Origin of the sequence: Emticicia fluvialis (genome assembly GCF_024793945.1) — a bacterium.
Taxonomy (GTDB): Bacteria; Bacteroidota; Bacteroidia; order Cytophagales; family Spirosomataceae; genus Emticicia; species Emticicia fluvialis.
The window spans coordinates 1-14,788 of record NZ_JANUSD010000005.1 but is presented as its reverse complement, the minus strand read 5'-3'; the positions used below and the strand labels follow the sequence as shown (position 1 = coordinate 14,788).

The 14,788-nt window shown below is 42.3% G+C and carries 15 protein-coding genes; 13 read left to right on the top strand and 2 right to left on the bottom strand.

The features are described from left to right. Positions 1-66: 66 nt before the first annotated feature. The 3 genes from recF to pdhA all read left to right on the top strand — a co-directional run bounded on the left by recF (position 67) and on the right by pdhA (position 2,879). On the top strand, positions 67-1,170 hold the full coding sequence (gene recF / locus NZ848_RS07135; protein WP_259014935.1) for a DNA replication/repair protein RecF: 1,104 nt from the start codon (positions 67-69) through the stop codon (positions 1,168-1,170). 174 nt (positions 1,171-1,344) lie between these two features. Then, positions 1,345-1,650 (top strand): 30S ribosomal protein S10, encoded by a 306-nt coding sequence (rpsJ, locus tag NZ848_RS07130; protein WP_101724935.1) that lies wholly within the window; start codon positions 1,345-1,347, stop codon positions 1,648-1,650. Positions 1,651-1,862: 212 nt separating this feature from the next. After that, a complete protein-coding gene (pdhA, locus tag NZ848_RS07125; RefSeq protein ID WP_101724936.1) occupies positions 1,863-2,879 on the top strand; it encodes a pyruvate dehydrogenase (acetyl-transferring) E1 component subunit alpha in 1,017 nt (338 codons plus the stop codon). 76 nt (positions 2,880-2,955) lie between these two features. Here pdhA and NZ848_RS07120 read toward each other — a convergent pair whose 3' ends face one another. Next, positions 2,956-3,663, bottom strand: coding sequence for an SDR family oxidoreductase (locus tag NZ848_RS07120; protein ID WP_259014934.1), 708 nt, complete (start codon positions 3,661-3,663; stop codon positions 2,956-2,958). Between the two features lie 112 nt (positions 3,664-3,775). Here NZ848_RS07120 and NZ848_RS07115 point away from each other — a divergent pair, with 112 nt between their 5' ends. From NZ848_RS07115 to NZ848_RS07070, 10 genes are all read left to right on the top strand, one after another. Further along, on the top strand, positions 3,776-4,507 hold the full coding sequence (locus NZ848_RS07115) for an MlaE family ABC transporter permease (protein WP_101724938.1): 732 nt from the start codon (positions 3,776-3,778) through the stop codon (positions 4,505-4,507). A gap of 61 nt (positions 4,508-4,568) precedes the next feature. Further along, on the top strand, positions 4,569-5,327 hold the full coding sequence (locus NZ848_RS07110; protein ID WP_259014933.1) for an ABC transporter ATP-binding protein: 759 nt from the start codon (positions 4,569-4,571) through the stop codon (positions 5,325-5,327). Positions 5,328-5,330: 3 nt separating this feature from the next. Beyond that, complete coding sequence (locus NZ848_RS07105; protein WP_253531841.1) at positions 5,331-6,173, top strand: helix-turn-helix transcriptional regulator; 843 nt, start codon at positions 5,331-5,333, stop codon at positions 6,171-6,173. Positions 6,174-6,255: 82 nt separating this feature from the next. Beyond that, a complete protein-coding gene (locus tag NZ848_RS07100; RefSeq protein WP_259014932.1) occupies positions 6,256-6,891 on the top strand; it encodes a transposase in 636 nt (211 codons plus the stop codon). A gap of 29 nt (positions 6,892-6,920) precedes the next feature. After that, positions 6,921-8,321 (top strand): 3-isopropylmalate dehydratase large subunit, encoded by a 1,401-nt coding sequence (leuC, locus tag NZ848_RS07095; protein WP_259014931.1) that lies wholly within the window; start codon positions 6,921-6,923, stop codon positions 8,319-8,321. A gap of 60 nt (positions 8,322-8,381) precedes the next feature. Then, positions 8,382-8,978, top strand: coding sequence for a 3-isopropylmalate dehydratase small subunit (leuD, locus tag NZ848_RS07090; protein WP_259014930.1), 597 nt, complete (start codon positions 8,382-8,384; stop codon positions 8,976-8,978). A 54-nt stretch (positions 8,979-9,032) separates the two neighbouring features. Next, on the top strand, positions 9,033-10,550 hold the full coding sequence (locus NZ848_RS07085) for an alpha-isopropylmalate synthase regulatory domain-containing protein (RefSeq protein WP_216824391.1): 1,518 nt from the start codon (positions 9,033-9,035) through the stop codon (positions 10,548-10,550). A gap of 32 nt (positions 10,551-10,582) precedes the next feature. Then, entirely contained in the window at positions 10,583-10,969 is a 387-nt protein-coding gene (locus tag NZ848_RS07080; protein WP_259014929.1) for a GxxExxY protein, read from the top strand. A gap of 68 nt (positions 10,970-11,037) precedes the next feature. After that, a complete protein-coding gene (gene leuB / locus NZ848_RS07075) occupies positions 11,038-12,108 on the top strand; it encodes a 3-isopropylmalate dehydrogenase (protein WP_101724944.1) in 1,071 nt (356 codons plus the stop codon). A gap of 110 nt (positions 12,109-12,218) precedes the next feature. Next, positions 12,219-12,839, top strand: coding sequence for an OmpH family outer membrane protein (locus NZ848_RS07070; RefSeq protein WP_253531853.1), 621 nt, complete (start codon positions 12,219-12,221; stop codon positions 12,837-12,839). 86 nt (positions 12,840-12,925) lie between these two features. Here NZ848_RS07070 and NZ848_RS07065 read toward each other — a convergent pair whose 3' ends face one another. Next, the gene (locus tag NZ848_RS07065; RefSeq protein ID WP_259014928.1) at positions 12,926-14,392 is read right to left on the bottom strand and encodes a UDP-N-acetylmuramoyl-L-alanyl-D-glutamate--2,6-diaminopimelate ligase; all 1,467 of its coding nucleotides are present in this window, start codon (positions 14,390-14,392) and stop codon (positions 12,926-12,928) included. Between the last annotated feature and the right edge of the window lie 396 nt (positions 14,393-14,788).

Here is a 14,788-nt window from a genome sequence, read left to right as displayed (position 1 = left end):
GTATTACAGATTGGTAAGTAGATACCCGTTTTGGGTAGTGAGGATATTGTTATCGAAGTCAGCAGAATGTTTTTAGAGAAAATCTATCTATCTAATTTTAAGAATTACGAAGAAGCCACATTTACTTTCTCGCCGCAGGTAAATTGTATAGTGGGTGAGAACGGGAGTGGGAAAACAAATCTGCTTGATGCTGTTTATTTTCTGGCACTGAGCAAAAGTGCCATGCACCACCAGGATGTGTTCAGCATTAATCATGATGCCGACTACATGATGATTGACGGTGTTTTTAGTAAAAACAGCCATACTCATCAGATTACCTGTACTATTCAGCGGGGGCAGCGTAAAATAATGATGTATGAAAAGAAACCCTACGAACGTATTGCTGACCACATAGGGCAGTTTCCGGTAGTATTGATTGCCCCGGATGATACCGAACTTATTAAAGAGGGCAGCGAAGAAAGACGAAGGTTTTTTGACGGGGTGCTGTCGCAGATGGATAGCGAATACCTGACTGACTACCAGCAGTATAACCGTATTCTTGAGCAAAGAAACAGCTTGTTGAAAATCTTTGCCGAGCGTAATTATATGGACCATGATTTACTGGATACCTACTCTGACCCACTGGTAAAACTGGCCGTTAGGCTTCATAAACAAAGGAAAGAGTTTATGGAAACTTTTCTGCCGGTGTTTAAAAACCATTATGCCTTAATAAGTGAGGGTAGGGAAGAGGTAGAAATAGTGTATGAGTCTGAAGTAGCCGTTGATAATTTTACGCAGGAGTTCCGCCAGAATCGCCAGACGGACATAAGGGCGCAACGCACTACCAAAGGCATACATAAAGATGATTATGTTTTTGAGATAGACACTTACCCCATCAAGAAGTTTGGCTCGCAGGGGCAACAGAAATCTTTTGTAATGGCGCTACGGCTGGCGCAGTTTGAAATGATAGAGATACTGAAAGAGCTAAAGCCCATACTGCTGCTGGACGATATTTTTGATAAGCTAGACGACCGCCGGATTCACAGCCTGATAGAGAGCATTAATCATGGTATTTTCGGGCAGGTTTTTATTACGGATGCCCGGCCTGAACGAACCCGGAAAATTCTGGAACAGGTAGATACCGAGGTAAAGTATTTCAGTATTGACAATCATAAAAACGTAGCTTCGTAAAGTTGGGCCAGGTGGTTTTGCTTCTATGTTTTTTATTAATTTTTCGCTTATAACTTTATAAGTACCAAGTTTTTACGTATTTTTGCACCCGCGTTGTAAAAAACGACGTTTTTTTATGCCCTTTCTGAAGCAAATGGTTCTTTCGGAGGGGTTCATCTTAAAATTTTTGAACCAATGTCACAAAAAATCAGAATCAAATTAAAGTCGTTTGACCACAACTTAGTGGACAAATCGGCAGAGAGAATTGTGAAGGCTGTAAAATCTACAGGAGCCGTTGTTAGCGGACCAATTCCGTTGCCTACTCGCAAAGAAATCTTCACTGTATTGCGTTCTCCGCACGTTAACAAAAAATCACGTGAGCAATTCCAGTTATGTACTTACAAACGTTTGATCGACATTTACTCGGCCAGCCCGAAAACTGTTGACGCGTTGATGAAACTGGAACTACCAAGTGGTGTTGACGTTGAGATTAAAGTATAGTTATCTCTTAGTTGATTGCGATAGGCCTCTGAGTTAACTCAGAGGCTTTTTTGTGTTTTATAAGGCATGGGTTGACGGAGAATCAGGTGATAATTCCCCCCGGTTGGCTATTTAAATGAACAGATTATCTCAATATTTTTCGTCGATAATGATTTAATTCATAAATTTGCTTCGTCTAAGCAAAATGACGTTTAATTATAAAAGAATCAGAGATGGCAGCTACCAAAGAAAAAGCACCAAAAGTAAAGTATTCTAAAGAAACATATATGTATTGGTACGAGTCTATGTTTCTTCAAAGAAAATTTGAAGAGAAGGCCGGCCAGTTGTATGGGCAGCAAAAGATTCGTGGATTTTGTCATTTATATATAGGCCAGGAGGCTTGTTCTTCAGGAGCTGTTTCGGCATTAACCAAAGATGACAAATGGATTACCGCCTACAGAGACCACGGCCATCCGTTGGCGCTGGGTACTGACCCCAACAGAATTATGGCAGAGTTGTACGGAAAAGAAACCGGTACAACCAAAGGTAAAGGGGGCTCAATGCACATTTTTGATAAAGAAGTAAACTTTATTGGCGGGCATGGTATTGTAGGGGCGCAGATTCCGTTAGGTGCAGGTATAGCATTTGCCGAAAAATATAAAGGTACGCAAAACCTTTGTATGTGTTATTTTGGCGATGGCGCTGTGCGTCAGGGGGCGTTGCACGAGGCGTTCAACATGGCCATGACCTGGAAATTACCCGTAATATTTGTAGTTGAAAACAACGGCTATGCCATGGGTACATCGGTAGAGCGTACCTCAAACGTAAGAGAACTATACACCATTGGTGAGGCGTATGATATGCCTGCAGAACCGGTAGACGCGATGGATGTTGAAATGGTACACGAAGCAGTAAAACGTGCTGCCGACCGCGCCAGAGCAGGAGAAGGCCCTACTTTCCTTGAGTTCAAAACCTATCGTTTCCGTGGTCACTCAATGTCAGACCCTCAGAAATACCGTACCAAGGATGAAGTGGAAGAATGGAAACGCCGCGACCCGTTAGAACTTTGCCGCGACCGTATCTTAACCAACGGTATAGCTACAGAAGCAGAATTGGAAGAAATAGATTTACGAGTGAAAGCGAAAGTAGAGGAGTCGGTAAAATTTGCAGAAGAATCGCCGTTCCCTAAAGCAGAAACCGCATTTGATGATATTTACGTACAATCTGATTATCCTTTCCTGAGAGAATAGTCTTTCTGAGTAATTTATAATAGCAATAAAGCCGGCCCATAAAAGCCGGCTTTATTGTTTCCTGTAAAAATGTATTTTACAAATCGCCCTTCTGTGGGCGCAGTACAATTTCTTCAATCACAGCTCCGTCAGACAGGCAGTAGGCAGTCCAGACGGTCTTGGCTATATCAGCCGGTTGCATAAACCTTTCGGCTGGTATGTCTGCACCCGCCCAGCTGTCTGTTAGTACCGCACCAGGCATAATAGATGTTACTTTTACTTGATAGGGTTTCATTTCTTCGCGCAAGCCTTTGCTGAAACCCAGCAGGGCAAATTTTGAAATACTATAAGACCCACCTTTAGGGTAGGCCATCAGGCTGGCAACCGAACACATATTAAATATATACCCGCTTTTTTGGGCAATCATGCCTTTGATTAGTCCGCGGGTCAGGTAATACGCGCTGTAAAGGTTTGTTTCTATCAGGCTTTCAAGCACGCCATCCTGCTCTTCGTGGATATTCCCCGGAATGAAACTCCCTGCATTATTTACAAGCACATCTACCGGCCTGTTGAGCGACTGAATAAACCCCACCAGCCCTGCTACCTCTTGTTTTATGGCCAGGTCGGCGGCATAAATAAAACAGTTTACTTTATATTGGGTGGTTATATGGTTTTGCAGCTCTTTTAAATCAGCCTCTTTTCGGGCCGAGGCCAGTACATCAAAGCCGTTTTGGGCGAAGATTTCAATAATGGCCCGACCGATTCCGCGGCTACCGCCTGAAACTACTATCAGTTTTTTGCTCATGTTCAGCTCATTTAATTGTTTTATGGTATGGCTCTGGTTTTTGAATATAAACTTTCTTATCTAAAATGCGTTATTAAACTATTCGTTATCTTTGCAAATATCGTTAAAAAGCATGTTAAGAACTGTAGGAGAATATTTAATATTTCTGGGGAAACTATTTAGCCGTAGAGAAACTTTCAAAGTTTACTGGAATCGGTTTATAGACGAGTGTCTGGCTATTGGTGTCAGTTCAGTTCTCATTGTTTCCATTGTGGCTGTATTTATTGGCGCCGTTACCTGTGTGCAGACAAGAGCCAACCTGGTAAGCCCCTTAATACCGGTATATGTAGTAAGTAATATTGTGCGCGACATGACCCTCCTGGAGCTCTCATCTACTTTTATGTGTGTGGTGCTTGCAGGTAAAATAGGGTCTAACATTGCTGGTGAGCTGGGAACCATGAAAATAACCGAGCAGATAGACGCACTGGAGGTAATGGGAATCAACTCTGCGTCTTACCTGGTGCTGCCTAAATTACTGGCTTCTATGTTTACGTTTCCGTTGTTGGCTATTCTTTCAGGTTTTCTGGGTATTCTGGGCGGCTACCTAGCCGGAACACTAACAGGCATTATTACCCCCGAAGATTATATCTATGGTATCAGATATTCGTTTGTTCCGTTCAATGTTTTTATTGCCATTATTAAAGCCTTTGTTTTTGGGTTTCTTATTTCTACCATCTCTGCTTTTAAAGGATATTACACCCGGGGCGGGGCTTTAGAAGTAGGGCAGGCAAGTACATCGGCCGTAACCAATAGTTGTATAGCTGTTTTAATTGCCGACTACCTGTTGGCTGAATTATTGACCTGATACCCGGCAAACCCGGTTTTTTCATTACTCTTCACAGCGTTCTTTTCAGGATTGAAATTATATGATAGAAATAAAAAACATTTCGAAGTCTTTCAACGACCGCAAGGTTTTAGATAATGTAAGTGGTGTTTTTAAAAAAGGAAAGATAAGTCTGGTTATCGGGGCAAGCGGTACAGGAAAAAGCGTATTGTTAAAATGTATGCTAGACCTGGTGCGGCCAGAAGGCGGCTTAACGCTTTATGATGGCCGTGATTTTTATCTGGGAGAAGAGGAAGACAAGAAGGATATCCGCCGCGAAATGGGCGTACTGTTTCAGGGTGGGGCGCTTTTCGATTCGCAAACCGTGCATCAGAATATACAGTTTCCTTTAGATATGCTTACCGAAATGCCGGAAGCAGAGAAAAAAGACCGGGTAGAGTTTTGTTTGCAAAGAGTAGGTTTGGAAGGAACCGGAAACCGGATGCCTTCTGAGATATCGGGTGGAATGAAGAAAAGGGTAGGTATAGCCAGAGCCATTGTAATGAACCCGAAATACCTGTTTTGTGATGAGCCCAACTCTGGCCTTGACCCACTTACCTCAATAAAAATAGATGAGTTGATTCAGGAAATAACCGAAGAATATAACACAACCACAGTTGTTATTACACACGATATGAACTCGGTTCTCTCGATAGGTGACTACATTATGTTTTTGTACCAAGGAAAAAAAATATGGGAGGGCAGTAGCCAGACCATTCTTGATGTCACTACCCCAGAACTGGAAGAGTTTGTTTTCTCTAATAAAGCCTTACAGAAAATGAGAGGTGATAACAAGAAATAGGCAATGCTCAGGGTACCGTCTTCCATAAGCGCCAATGAGTTTGAATTGCTCAAGATTCAGGAAATGACCTTCGTTGCTTACCGTAACAATGTCTATCCGTCGCGCAATGAGATTTTCTTTGAAGAACACGCCATCGTGTATGTGCTGGAAGGCGAAAAGAAGTTTATTTCTCCTACACAAGACATCCACGTACAAAAAGGGCAGATTCTTTTCTTTCAACGGGGTTGCTACTCCATGAACGAGTCTATCGACAGCAACTACCGCAGCCTTGTTTTTTTCTTTCCCGAAAACCTGCTGAAAGAGTTTGTAGGGCAAAATCTTTCGCTCTTTGAAGATTCGCCCGACGGGGCATTTGAACAAATACTGAGCCTTGAAAGCAACGAGAACTTTGATAAGTTTGTCGATTCGCTTATTCCGTTCTTCAGTGCCCGTACCAATCTGCTCAATCAGTTTCTGAAACTGAAATTCAATGAGTTGATGTTACACCTGCTTGAATTGGACCAAACGGGTCAGTTCCAGTCAACACTCTTCAAAATTTATCAGGGTCAGAAAATAGACCTGGCCTATCTGCTCGAAAACTATTATCTTAAACCCCTTTCTATTAGTGAATTAGCGCGGATATCCGGCCGCAGTCTGTCGGTTTTCAAGCGTGATTTCGAACAACAATTTCATACCTCGCCGGCTGCCTGGATCAAAAACAGGCGCTTAGAATACGCCTCATTTCTTCTGCAAAATACCCCAAAGAACGTCTCTGAAATCAGTCTCGAAATAGGATATGAGAGCGTTTCTCATTTCATCAAAGCCTACAAAGAAAAATACGGTTTTACGCCCAAGAAAAACCAATGAGCCAAAAACATTATTTTTTGGTCGTATTTCGTTAATCCGCATTGAGTTATTATACTCAAATTTGTATTGTTGAATTAGAGAAATGTCGGCAGATAAGTTTCAGAACAAATATCGTATTCCGTCTGCTCGGCACCCACATTGGGATTACGGGTCTAATGGAATCTATTTTATTACTGTTTGTACTAAAAATCGTCAGTATTTTCTGGGTGAATGTAAAGAAGGGATAATGAAATTATCTACGGCAGGGGCTATCGTACAAGGTTTTTGGCATGAAATCCCCAAACATTTTCCATTCGTTACCTTAGGTGATTTCGTTGTAATGCCCAATCATATTCATGGCATTTTGATTTTTGATAAGACTAATATTAATAGTGAATCCAATATTGAGGTAGAGACAGGGCATTGCCCTGTCTCTACACAGAACGGTGAATTATCAAATGATAAAACTCATGCCCAATTACGGTTCAGAAATCAGGGTAAAAATACAGTTTCATCAATTATTGGTCCTTACAAGTCAATTTGTACAAAACATATTCACCCGATTGTACCTGATTTTGAATGGCAAAGCCGTTTCTGGGACAATATCATTAGAGACGATAAGGATTTTAACACGATTAGCCAATATATAATCAATAACCCATTAACCTGGGAAAATGATAAGCTATTTGGAGAGCAAACAGAAAACTTAATAGACGAGTCAGGAAATCCTGACAAGTGAATCACAGAAATAAAACGCTTAAATATAAAATGTCAACACCAAAATCACTATTCGACAAAGTATGGGATGCGCACGTTGTTCGTAAAATCGAAGACGGCCCGGATGTGTTCTTTATCGACCGTCACTTTATTCATGAAGTAACAAGCCCGGTGGCTTTCTTAGGTCTGGAAACCAGAGGAATCAACGTACTGTTCCCGAATCGTACCTTTGCTACTGCCGACCATAATACACCTACCATTAACCAACACCTGCCGGTTTCAGACCCGCTCTCTGCCAATCAGTTGAAAGCCCTTGAAACAAATACGGCCAAATATGGCATCTCACACTGGGGTTTGGGCCATCAGAAGAACGGTATTGTACACGTAGTAGGGCCTGAAAATGGTATTACTTTACCGGGTATGACTATTGTTTGTGGCGACTCGCACACGTCTACCCACGGAGCATTTGGTGCCATTGCTTTTGGTATCGGTACTTCAGAGGTTGAAATGGTACTTTCTTCGCAATGTATCATGCAGCCTAAACCTAAAAAGATGCGTGTAAACATCAATGGTAAATTGGGGCCTGCCGTTATGCCTAAAGACGTAACGCTTTATATTATTGCTCAATTAACTGCAGCGGGAGCAACCGGATATTTTGTAGAGTACGCCGGAGATGTTTTCAGAAATATGAGCATGGAAGGCCGCATGACGGTTTGTAATATGTCTATCGAGATGGGTGCCAGAGGGGGTATCATTGCTCCTGATGAAACTACCTTTGCTTATCTGAAAGGAAGAGAGATGGCACCAAAAGGCGAAGCATGGGACAAAGCCCTTGCCTACTGGAAAACCCTGCCAACTGACGAAGGCACCGTTTTTGATTTAGAATATACATTTGATGCTGCCGATATTGAGCCGCAGATAACCTACGGTACAAACCCGGGTTTGGGTACAGGTATTTCTCAGAATATCCCAATGGCCAGTCAGGTAAAAGACGGCGAAGCCAGCTACAAAAAATCATTGGGTTATATGGGCTTTGCAGAAAACGAGCAGATCATAGGCAAACCTATTGACTACGTTTTCTTAGGCAGCTGTACCAACGGCCGTATTGAAGACTTCCGCGCTTTTGCTTCTATTGTAAAAGGCCGCAAGAAAGCAGACAACGTAACGGCATGGTTGGTGCCTGGCTCTCATGTGGTTGAGTCTCAGATCAAGGAAGAGGGTATTCTGGATGTGTTGAATGAAGCCGGGTTCGAATTGCGCCAACCGGGTTGCTCGGCATGTCTGGCCATGAACGACGACAAGATTCCGGCAGGTAAGTATGCGGTGTCTACCTCTAACCGTAACTTCGAAGGCCGTCAGGGGCCGGGTGCGCGTACACTATTGGCCAGCCCATTAGTAGCAGCAGCAGCAGCCGTAACCGGAAAAGTAACCGACCCAAGAGAATTAATCTAAACAAAAACAAAGGTGTCAGATAAGTCGAACAATTGTCTGACTTTAAAAATATTACGACAAATGGCTTACGATAAATTTACAGTACTAAAAAGTACCGCTGTACCCATGCCTATCGAGAACGTGGATACTGACCAGATAATACCTGCCCGTTTCTTGAAAGCAACCAAGCGCGAAGGCTTTGGCGACAACCTGTTCAGAGACTGGCGCTATAATTCAGACGATTCTCCGAAACCGGATTTTGTACTCAACAACCCAATTTATTCGGGCAAGATTCTGGTAGGTGGCCGTAACTTTGGTAGTGGCTCCAGTCGCGAACACGCCGCCTGGGCTATTTATGACTACGGCTTCCGTTGTGTGGTGTCTAGCTTCTTTGCCGACATCTTCAAAGGTAATTCCATCAACGTAGGTATTTTGCCTGTACAGGTAAGCCCGGAGTTTCTGGATAAAATTTTCCAGGCCATAGAGGCAGACCCTAAAGCCGAGCTGGAAGTAAGCCTGCCTGAACAAAGCATCACGATATTATCTACCGGCGAGAAAGAAAGTTTTGCCATTAACGGATATAAGAAAGATAACCTGATAAACGGCTACGATGACATTGATTATCTGCAAGCCATGAAAGAGGAAATAAAATCATTTGCTGAAAAGAGTCTCTATTAATCAGCTACCCCTTTTACCGGAGACAACAAAACCACTGCTTTAAGCAACAGCATAATGAACTATATAGAAATAATGGATACAACACTCCGCGATGGTGAACAAACCAGCGGAGTGTCTTTTTCTTCTACCGAAAAACTTACCATTGCCCAGTTACTATTAACAGAAGTAAAAGTTGACCGACTAGAGGTTGCTTCTGCGAGGGTGTCTGACGGTGAGTTTGAGGCCGTGAAGAAAATAACATCCTGGGCAGCAGAAAACGGGTTTCTCGAAAAAATAGAGGTATTGACCTTTGTTGACGGAGAGACATCTGTTAACTGGATGCTTGAAGCCGGAGCCAGAGTGATGAACCTGCTCACCAAAGGCTCTCTGAATCACCTTACCCATCAGTTAAAGAAAACCCCCGAACAGCATTTCGACGAAATAGCTCAGGTAATTGCGCTGGCGCAATCGAAAGGTATTAAATGTAATGTATACCTGGAAGACTGGAGCAACGGCATGAGAAATTCTCGTGAGTATGTGTTTCAATACCTGGATTTTATAACCAGGCAGCCCATCGAAAGAGTGCTGCTGCCAGATACCCTGGGGGTACTAACCCCTAAGGAATCGTACGACTTTATACATGCCATTGTTGAGCGTTACCCCAATCATCACTTCGATTTTCATGCCCATAACGACTACGACCTCAGCGTAGCCAATGTCATGGAAGCCGTGCGTGCAGGAGCCAAAGGCCTGCACCTGACCGTAAACGGTATGGGTGAGCGTGCAGGTAATGCGCCGCTGGCCAGTACCATTGCAGTGCTGAACGACTTTTTTCCGGATGTAAAAACATCGGTTGTAGAAGAGTCATTGTATTCGGTCAGTAAAATTGTTGAAACGTTTTCAGGTTTTCTTGTACCAGTCAATAAGCCTGTTGTAGGAGAAAACGTGTTTACGCAAACGGCGGGCATACATGCCGACGGCGACAATAAAAACAATCTGTATTTCAACGATCTGATGCCGGAGCGTTTTGGTCGGCAGCGGAAATATGCGCTGGGCAAAACTTCGGGCAAGGCTAATATTGAAAAGAATCTGCAGGAGCTGGGCATCAAATTGTCGCAGGCTGATTTAAAGAAAGTAACGCAACGTATAATTGAACTGGGTGATAAGAAGGAGGTAGTAACCAGAGAAGACTTACCGTATATTATCTCTGATGTTATTGATTCTAATGCTATTGTTGAAAGAGTAGAGGTAATGAATTATGTTTTGACCCATTCAAGAAACCTACGGCCGTCTACCACTTTACAGGTTAAAATTGATGGGGTTGTGTTTGAGGAAAACGCGCAGGGGGATGGGCAGTATGATGCTTTCATGAATGCTTTAAAGAAGATTTATGATAAAAAGAAAATATTGCTTCCGATGCTGACGGATTATACCGTTCGGATTCCACCTGGTGGAAAAACAGATGCACTTTGTGAAACAATAATTACCTGGGAACAGAACAACAAGGAATTTAAAACGCGTGGCCTTGATTCTGACCAGACGGTATCTGCCATTAAAGCAACCCAGAAAATGTTGAATCTGATACAGTTTTAAAATTAATTTTTACCACAGAGTTTCACAAAGTTATGGCACTAAGTTACACAGAGCTAAATGAATTATCTGGTAGGATATTAAAAGTATCTTATGAAGTTCATTCAGCTTTGGGTCCTGGACTTTTAGAAAGTGCTTATAAAGAATGCCTATTTTATAAATTGTTTCAGGCAAACATCTTTGCTGAAAAAGAGAAACCAATGCCATTGATTTTTGAAGAAGTGAAGCTTGAATGTGGATATAGAATTGATATTTTAGTTGAGAATAAAATTGTATTAGAAATAAAATCTGTTGAAGCAATCAATGATGTTCATCGGGCCCAGGTATTAACCTATATGAGATTAGGTAAATATAAATTAGGCTACTTGATGAATTTCAATGTAATAAGTTTAAAAGAAGGAATAAAAAGATTCGTAATATAAACTTCGTGAAACTCTGTGTAGAACTCTGAGTAACTCCGTGGTTATAAAGAATAAATAATCAAAAATAAATGAAAAAACATATTTTAGTTGTTCCCGGAGACGGAATCGGGCAGGAAGTAACAGCCGTCGGAAAAAAAGTAGTAGAAAAAATAGCGCAGAAATTCGGTCATGAGTTTACTTATGACGAAGCCCTGATTGGTCACGTAGCCATAGAAGCTACCGGAGACCCGCTACCGGAAGAAACCCTTGTGAAAATGCGTGCCTCTGACGCCGTTCTTTTCGGAGCAGTAGGCCACCCGAAATATGATAACGACCCATCGGCCAAAGTGCGTCCGGAGCAAGGACTTTTAAAAATGCGTAAGGAGTTAGGTTTGTATGCCAACCTGCGCCCAATTAAGTTGTTTGATGAACTCTTGGGGGCATCAAGCATCAAACCGGAGATTCTGAAGGGTTCAGACATCCTGTTTTTCCGTGAACTGACAGGCGATATTTATTTCGGAGAAAAAGGCCGTAAAAACGATGGCGATACCGCTTATGACATTGCCGAGTATAGCCGTTATGAAGTTGAGCGCATAGCCCGTAAGGCCTTTGATGCAGCCATGACACGCGGTAAGAAAGTAATGTCTGTTGACAAAGCCAATGTGTTGGAAACCAGCCGTTTGTGGAGAGAAGTAGTGCAGAAAGTAGCAAAAGAATATCCTGAAGTAACAGTTGAGCACCAGTTTGTAGATTCGGCTGCTATGTTACTAATCAAGAACCCAAGACAGTTTGACGTAGTAGTAACAGCTAATCTTTTTGGCGATATCCTGACTGACGAAGCCTCACAGATTGCCGGTTCAATGGGAATGTTGGCTTCAGCCTCAATTGGTGACAGTACCGGTGTTTATGAGCCAATCCACGGTTCGGCGCATGATATTACTGGTAAAGGTCTGGCTAACCCTATGGCCTCTGTTTTGTCGGCAGCTCTGATGTTAGATATCTCGTTTGGTCTAAAAGCCGAAAGCGAAGCCATCATTTCTGCAGTTGAGCAGACGTTGAAGGCGGGCTTCCGTACCGGAGACATCGCCGATGCTTCAACACCAAAAGAAATGATTCTGGGAACCGACGCAATAGGAGAGGAGATTCTGAAAAGAATATAAGCAGAAGTGTTTCTTATAAGCAAGTGCGTCACATAAGCCTTATGTGGCGCACTCTTTTTTTCATCAGAAATATTAGTTAGTTTTGATAAAAAATTACGTAAACACCCCCAATGAAAAAGTTATTTCTTGTTCTTATTGCTGCTTTGGTTAGTCAGGTATCATTCGCTCAGCTCCCTAAAATTGGTTATGTGTATGATGACTACGTGATGGTAAATCTGAAAGATATAAAAGATCTGCAGAACGAAGTAGCGGCTAAAAGAGAAGAGTTTTCAAAGCAGTTTGAAGCAAAAGCCAAGGTTTATCAAGAGAAATACGCGCTTTATCAGCAGTCTTTAAAAGATATAAGCAATGTTACCACTGAATCGTTAAATGCAGCCCTGAAAGAAGTACAGGATCTGAAAAAAGTGGCAGATGAATATCAGTCCAGTGCTGAAGCAGAATTGCAAAACCTGATTCAGACAAAATATAAAGAGATTCGCGACAAGGTAGATGCCACTACCAAGAAAGTAGCTGCCGAAAAAGGTTATAAATTTGTTTTCAGAAGAAATGTAGACGGTTCCAACAGGGAGTCAACGCCTATATTGCTTTTTGCTAACGACAACGACCGAGATAACCTGTCTGATGCCATTTTGCTAAAACTGGGTTCAACGCCTCCGCCAAAACCGAAGCCGGCAGTTTCTGCACCAAAACCGGCAGCAACCACCAAAAAGCCAGCGCCTAAAAAATCTTAATATCCTGAAACAGGTTGACTGTTTTTAGATTGACAAAATAGGAAAAACGCCCCTAAACGATGTAAGAATTGTTTAGGGGCGTATTTTTATTGTTTCTCCCAAATCTCTTTAAAGGCCTCCTGCAGCACTTCTTTGTCATCAAAGTGATGCTTCACGCCCTTAATGTCCTGATACGTTTCATGCCCTTTGCCAGCTACTAAGATAATATCCTGCGGACGGGCTATTCTCACGGCTTCAAATATGGCCTCTCTGCGGTCTTCTATGGTTTGTACTTTGTTGACATAAATCACAGGCACACCGCCCTCCATTTGCCCAAGAATAGCAAAAGGGTCTTCATTTCTTGGGTTGTCAGAAGTAAGTATAACTCTATTGCTGAGGCGACTGGCTATTTCGGCCATAATGGGGCGCTTGGTAGCATCTCTGTTTCCGCCACAACCCACCACTGTAATAATCTGTTGGTTGCCTTCCTGTAAATCAACAATGGTTTCCAGTACATTTTTCAGGGCATCGGGGGTATGTGCGTAATCAACTATACCTACAATATGGTTTTGTGATACTACCTGCTCAAACCTGCCAGAGGGTGGTTTGATGTCTGAAAGTTGCATCAGTACCTCGTCCGGATTTTCGCCCAGTAAAACAGCGGCGCCAAATACACCCAGCAGATTGTAGGCATTAAATGCACCTATTAACTTAAACCATACTTCTCGCCCGTCAATATCCATCTGCAAGCCAAACAACCCGCAAGCCAGAATTTTGCCTTTAAAACTGCCGATATTCTTTAATGAATAAGTCTCCTTGCGGGCGGCTGTATTCTGAATCATTATTTTGCCGTTCTTGTCGTCTGTATTTACCAATGCAAAAGCCGACGCCGGAAGCTGATCGAAAAATCCTTTTTTGGCTTTTATGTAATTATCAAAAGTTTCGTGGAAATCAAGGTGGTCGTGGGTAATGTTTGTAAATATGCCTCCAGCAAAATGAAGTCCTGCAATACGCTCTTGCACTACTGAGTGCGAGCTAACCTCCATGAAACAATAGCGCACACCTTTCTGAACCATTTCCAGTAGCAATTCATTGATTTTTACCGAATCGGGCGTGGTATGGGTAGACGGAATGATATCATCATCTATCTGATTCTGAACGGTAGACAGCAAGCCGCAGCGATACCCCAATTTACGGAACAAACGGAATAACAATGTAACTGTTGAGGTTTTGCCGTTGGTGCCAGTAACACCCACCAGCTTTAGTTTTTTAGATGGGTTGCCATAAAAATTGGCTGCCACCAGACCCATGGTGCGGGCTGAATTTTCTACCTGCAGATAACAGATTTCTTCATTTAAAACCTCTGGCAGGTGCTCACAGATAATGGCAGAAGCCCCCAGTTCAATGGCTTTCTGTATGAAATTGTGGCCGTCAACCTGTGTGCCACCAATGGCAACAAAAAGGCTTCCGCTTTGTACCTGACGGGAATCAAAGACAATGTTTTTTATTTCAATATCTGTTTTGCCCGAAACAGCTAACAGAGAAACTTTATATAGAATATCGCTTAATATCATAATAACGGCTTGGTTAATTTGTCATAGGGGTGGTTCTTGCGATGGGGGTTCAAAATTTTGAACCCCTACAGACACATACCTTTTGCAAATATATCAGATATAAAATTTATCTGCTTTCCAATTTTTTGGATTATTGTGGATGTAGTGAGAGATGGTATTATAAGACTCTTCGTTTCGTATGATATGTTCATGATAATTTCTTTGCCAGATTTGATTTTGAGAAAGAGTGGTTTCTCTATACCATTTTGTTACGCCGATTTTAAACCCTCTGACTGTCCCGTCCTGAAATAGCGATACACAAAAAAAGTATCAAAAATGGAAGGACAAAACAGTTATGTCAAACGTACCCAAAAAGACTATTCATTATCTTTTAAGTTACAGATAGTTCAGGAAATT

What these genes read in the sequence shown, in the direction of transcription:
- recF (WP_259014935.1), top strand. Translation starts at nt 67, where the DNA reads ATGTTTTTAGAGAAAATCTATCTATCTAATTTTAAGAATTACGAAGAA.
- rpsJ (WP_101724935.1), top strand. Translation starts at nt 1,345, where the DNA reads ATGTCACAAAAAATCAGAATCAAATTAAAGTCGTTTGACCACAACTTA.
- pdhA (WP_101724936.1), top strand. Translation starts at nt 1,863, where the DNA reads ATGGCAGCTACCAAAGAAAAAGCACCAAAAGTAAAGTATTCTAAAGAA.
- NZ848_RS07120 (WP_259014934.1), bottom strand. Translation starts at nt 3,663, where the DNA reads ATGAGCAAAAAACTGATAGTAGTTTCAGGCGGTAGCCGCGGAATCGGT.
- NZ848_RS07115 (WP_101724938.1), top strand. Translation starts at nt 3,776, where the DNA reads ATGTTAAGAACTGTAGGAGAATATTTAATATTTCTGGGGAAACTATTT.
- NZ848_RS07110 (WP_259014933.1), top strand. Translation starts at nt 4,569, where the DNA reads ATGATAGAAATAAAAAACATTTCGAAGTCTTTCAACGACCGCAAGGTT.
- NZ848_RS07105 (WP_253531841.1), top strand. Translation starts at nt 5,331, where the DNA reads ATGCTCAGGGTACCGTCTTCCATAAGCGCCAATGAGTTTGAATTGCTC.
- NZ848_RS07100 (WP_259014932.1), top strand. Translation starts at nt 6,256, where the DNA reads ATGTCGGCAGATAAGTTTCAGAACAAATATCGTATTCCGTCTGCTCGG.
- leuC (WP_259014931.1), top strand. Translation starts at nt 6,921, where the DNA reads ATGTCAACACCAAAATCACTATTCGACAAAGTATGGGATGCGCACGTT.
- leuD (WP_259014930.1), top strand. Translation starts at nt 8,382, where the DNA reads ATGGCTTACGATAAATTTACAGTACTAAAAAGTACCGCTGTACCCATG.
- NZ848_RS07085 (WP_216824391.1), top strand. Translation starts at nt 9,033, where the DNA reads ATGAACTATATAGAAATAATGGATACAACACTCCGCGATGGTGAACAA.
- NZ848_RS07080 (WP_259014929.1), top strand. Translation starts at nt 10,583, where the DNA reads ATGGCACTAAGTTACACAGAGCTAAATGAATTATCTGGTAGGATATTA.
- leuB (WP_101724944.1), top strand. Translation starts at nt 11,038, where the DNA reads ATGAAAAAACATATTTTAGTTGTTCCCGGAGACGGAATCGGGCAGGAA.
- NZ848_RS07070 (WP_253531853.1), top strand. Translation starts at nt 12,219, where the DNA reads ATGAAAAAGTTATTTCTTGTTCTTATTGCTGCTTTGGTTAGTCAGGTA.
- NZ848_RS07065 (WP_259014928.1), bottom strand. Translation starts at nt 14,392, where the DNA reads ATGATATTAAGCGATATTCTATATAAAGTTTCTCTGTTAGCTGTTTCG.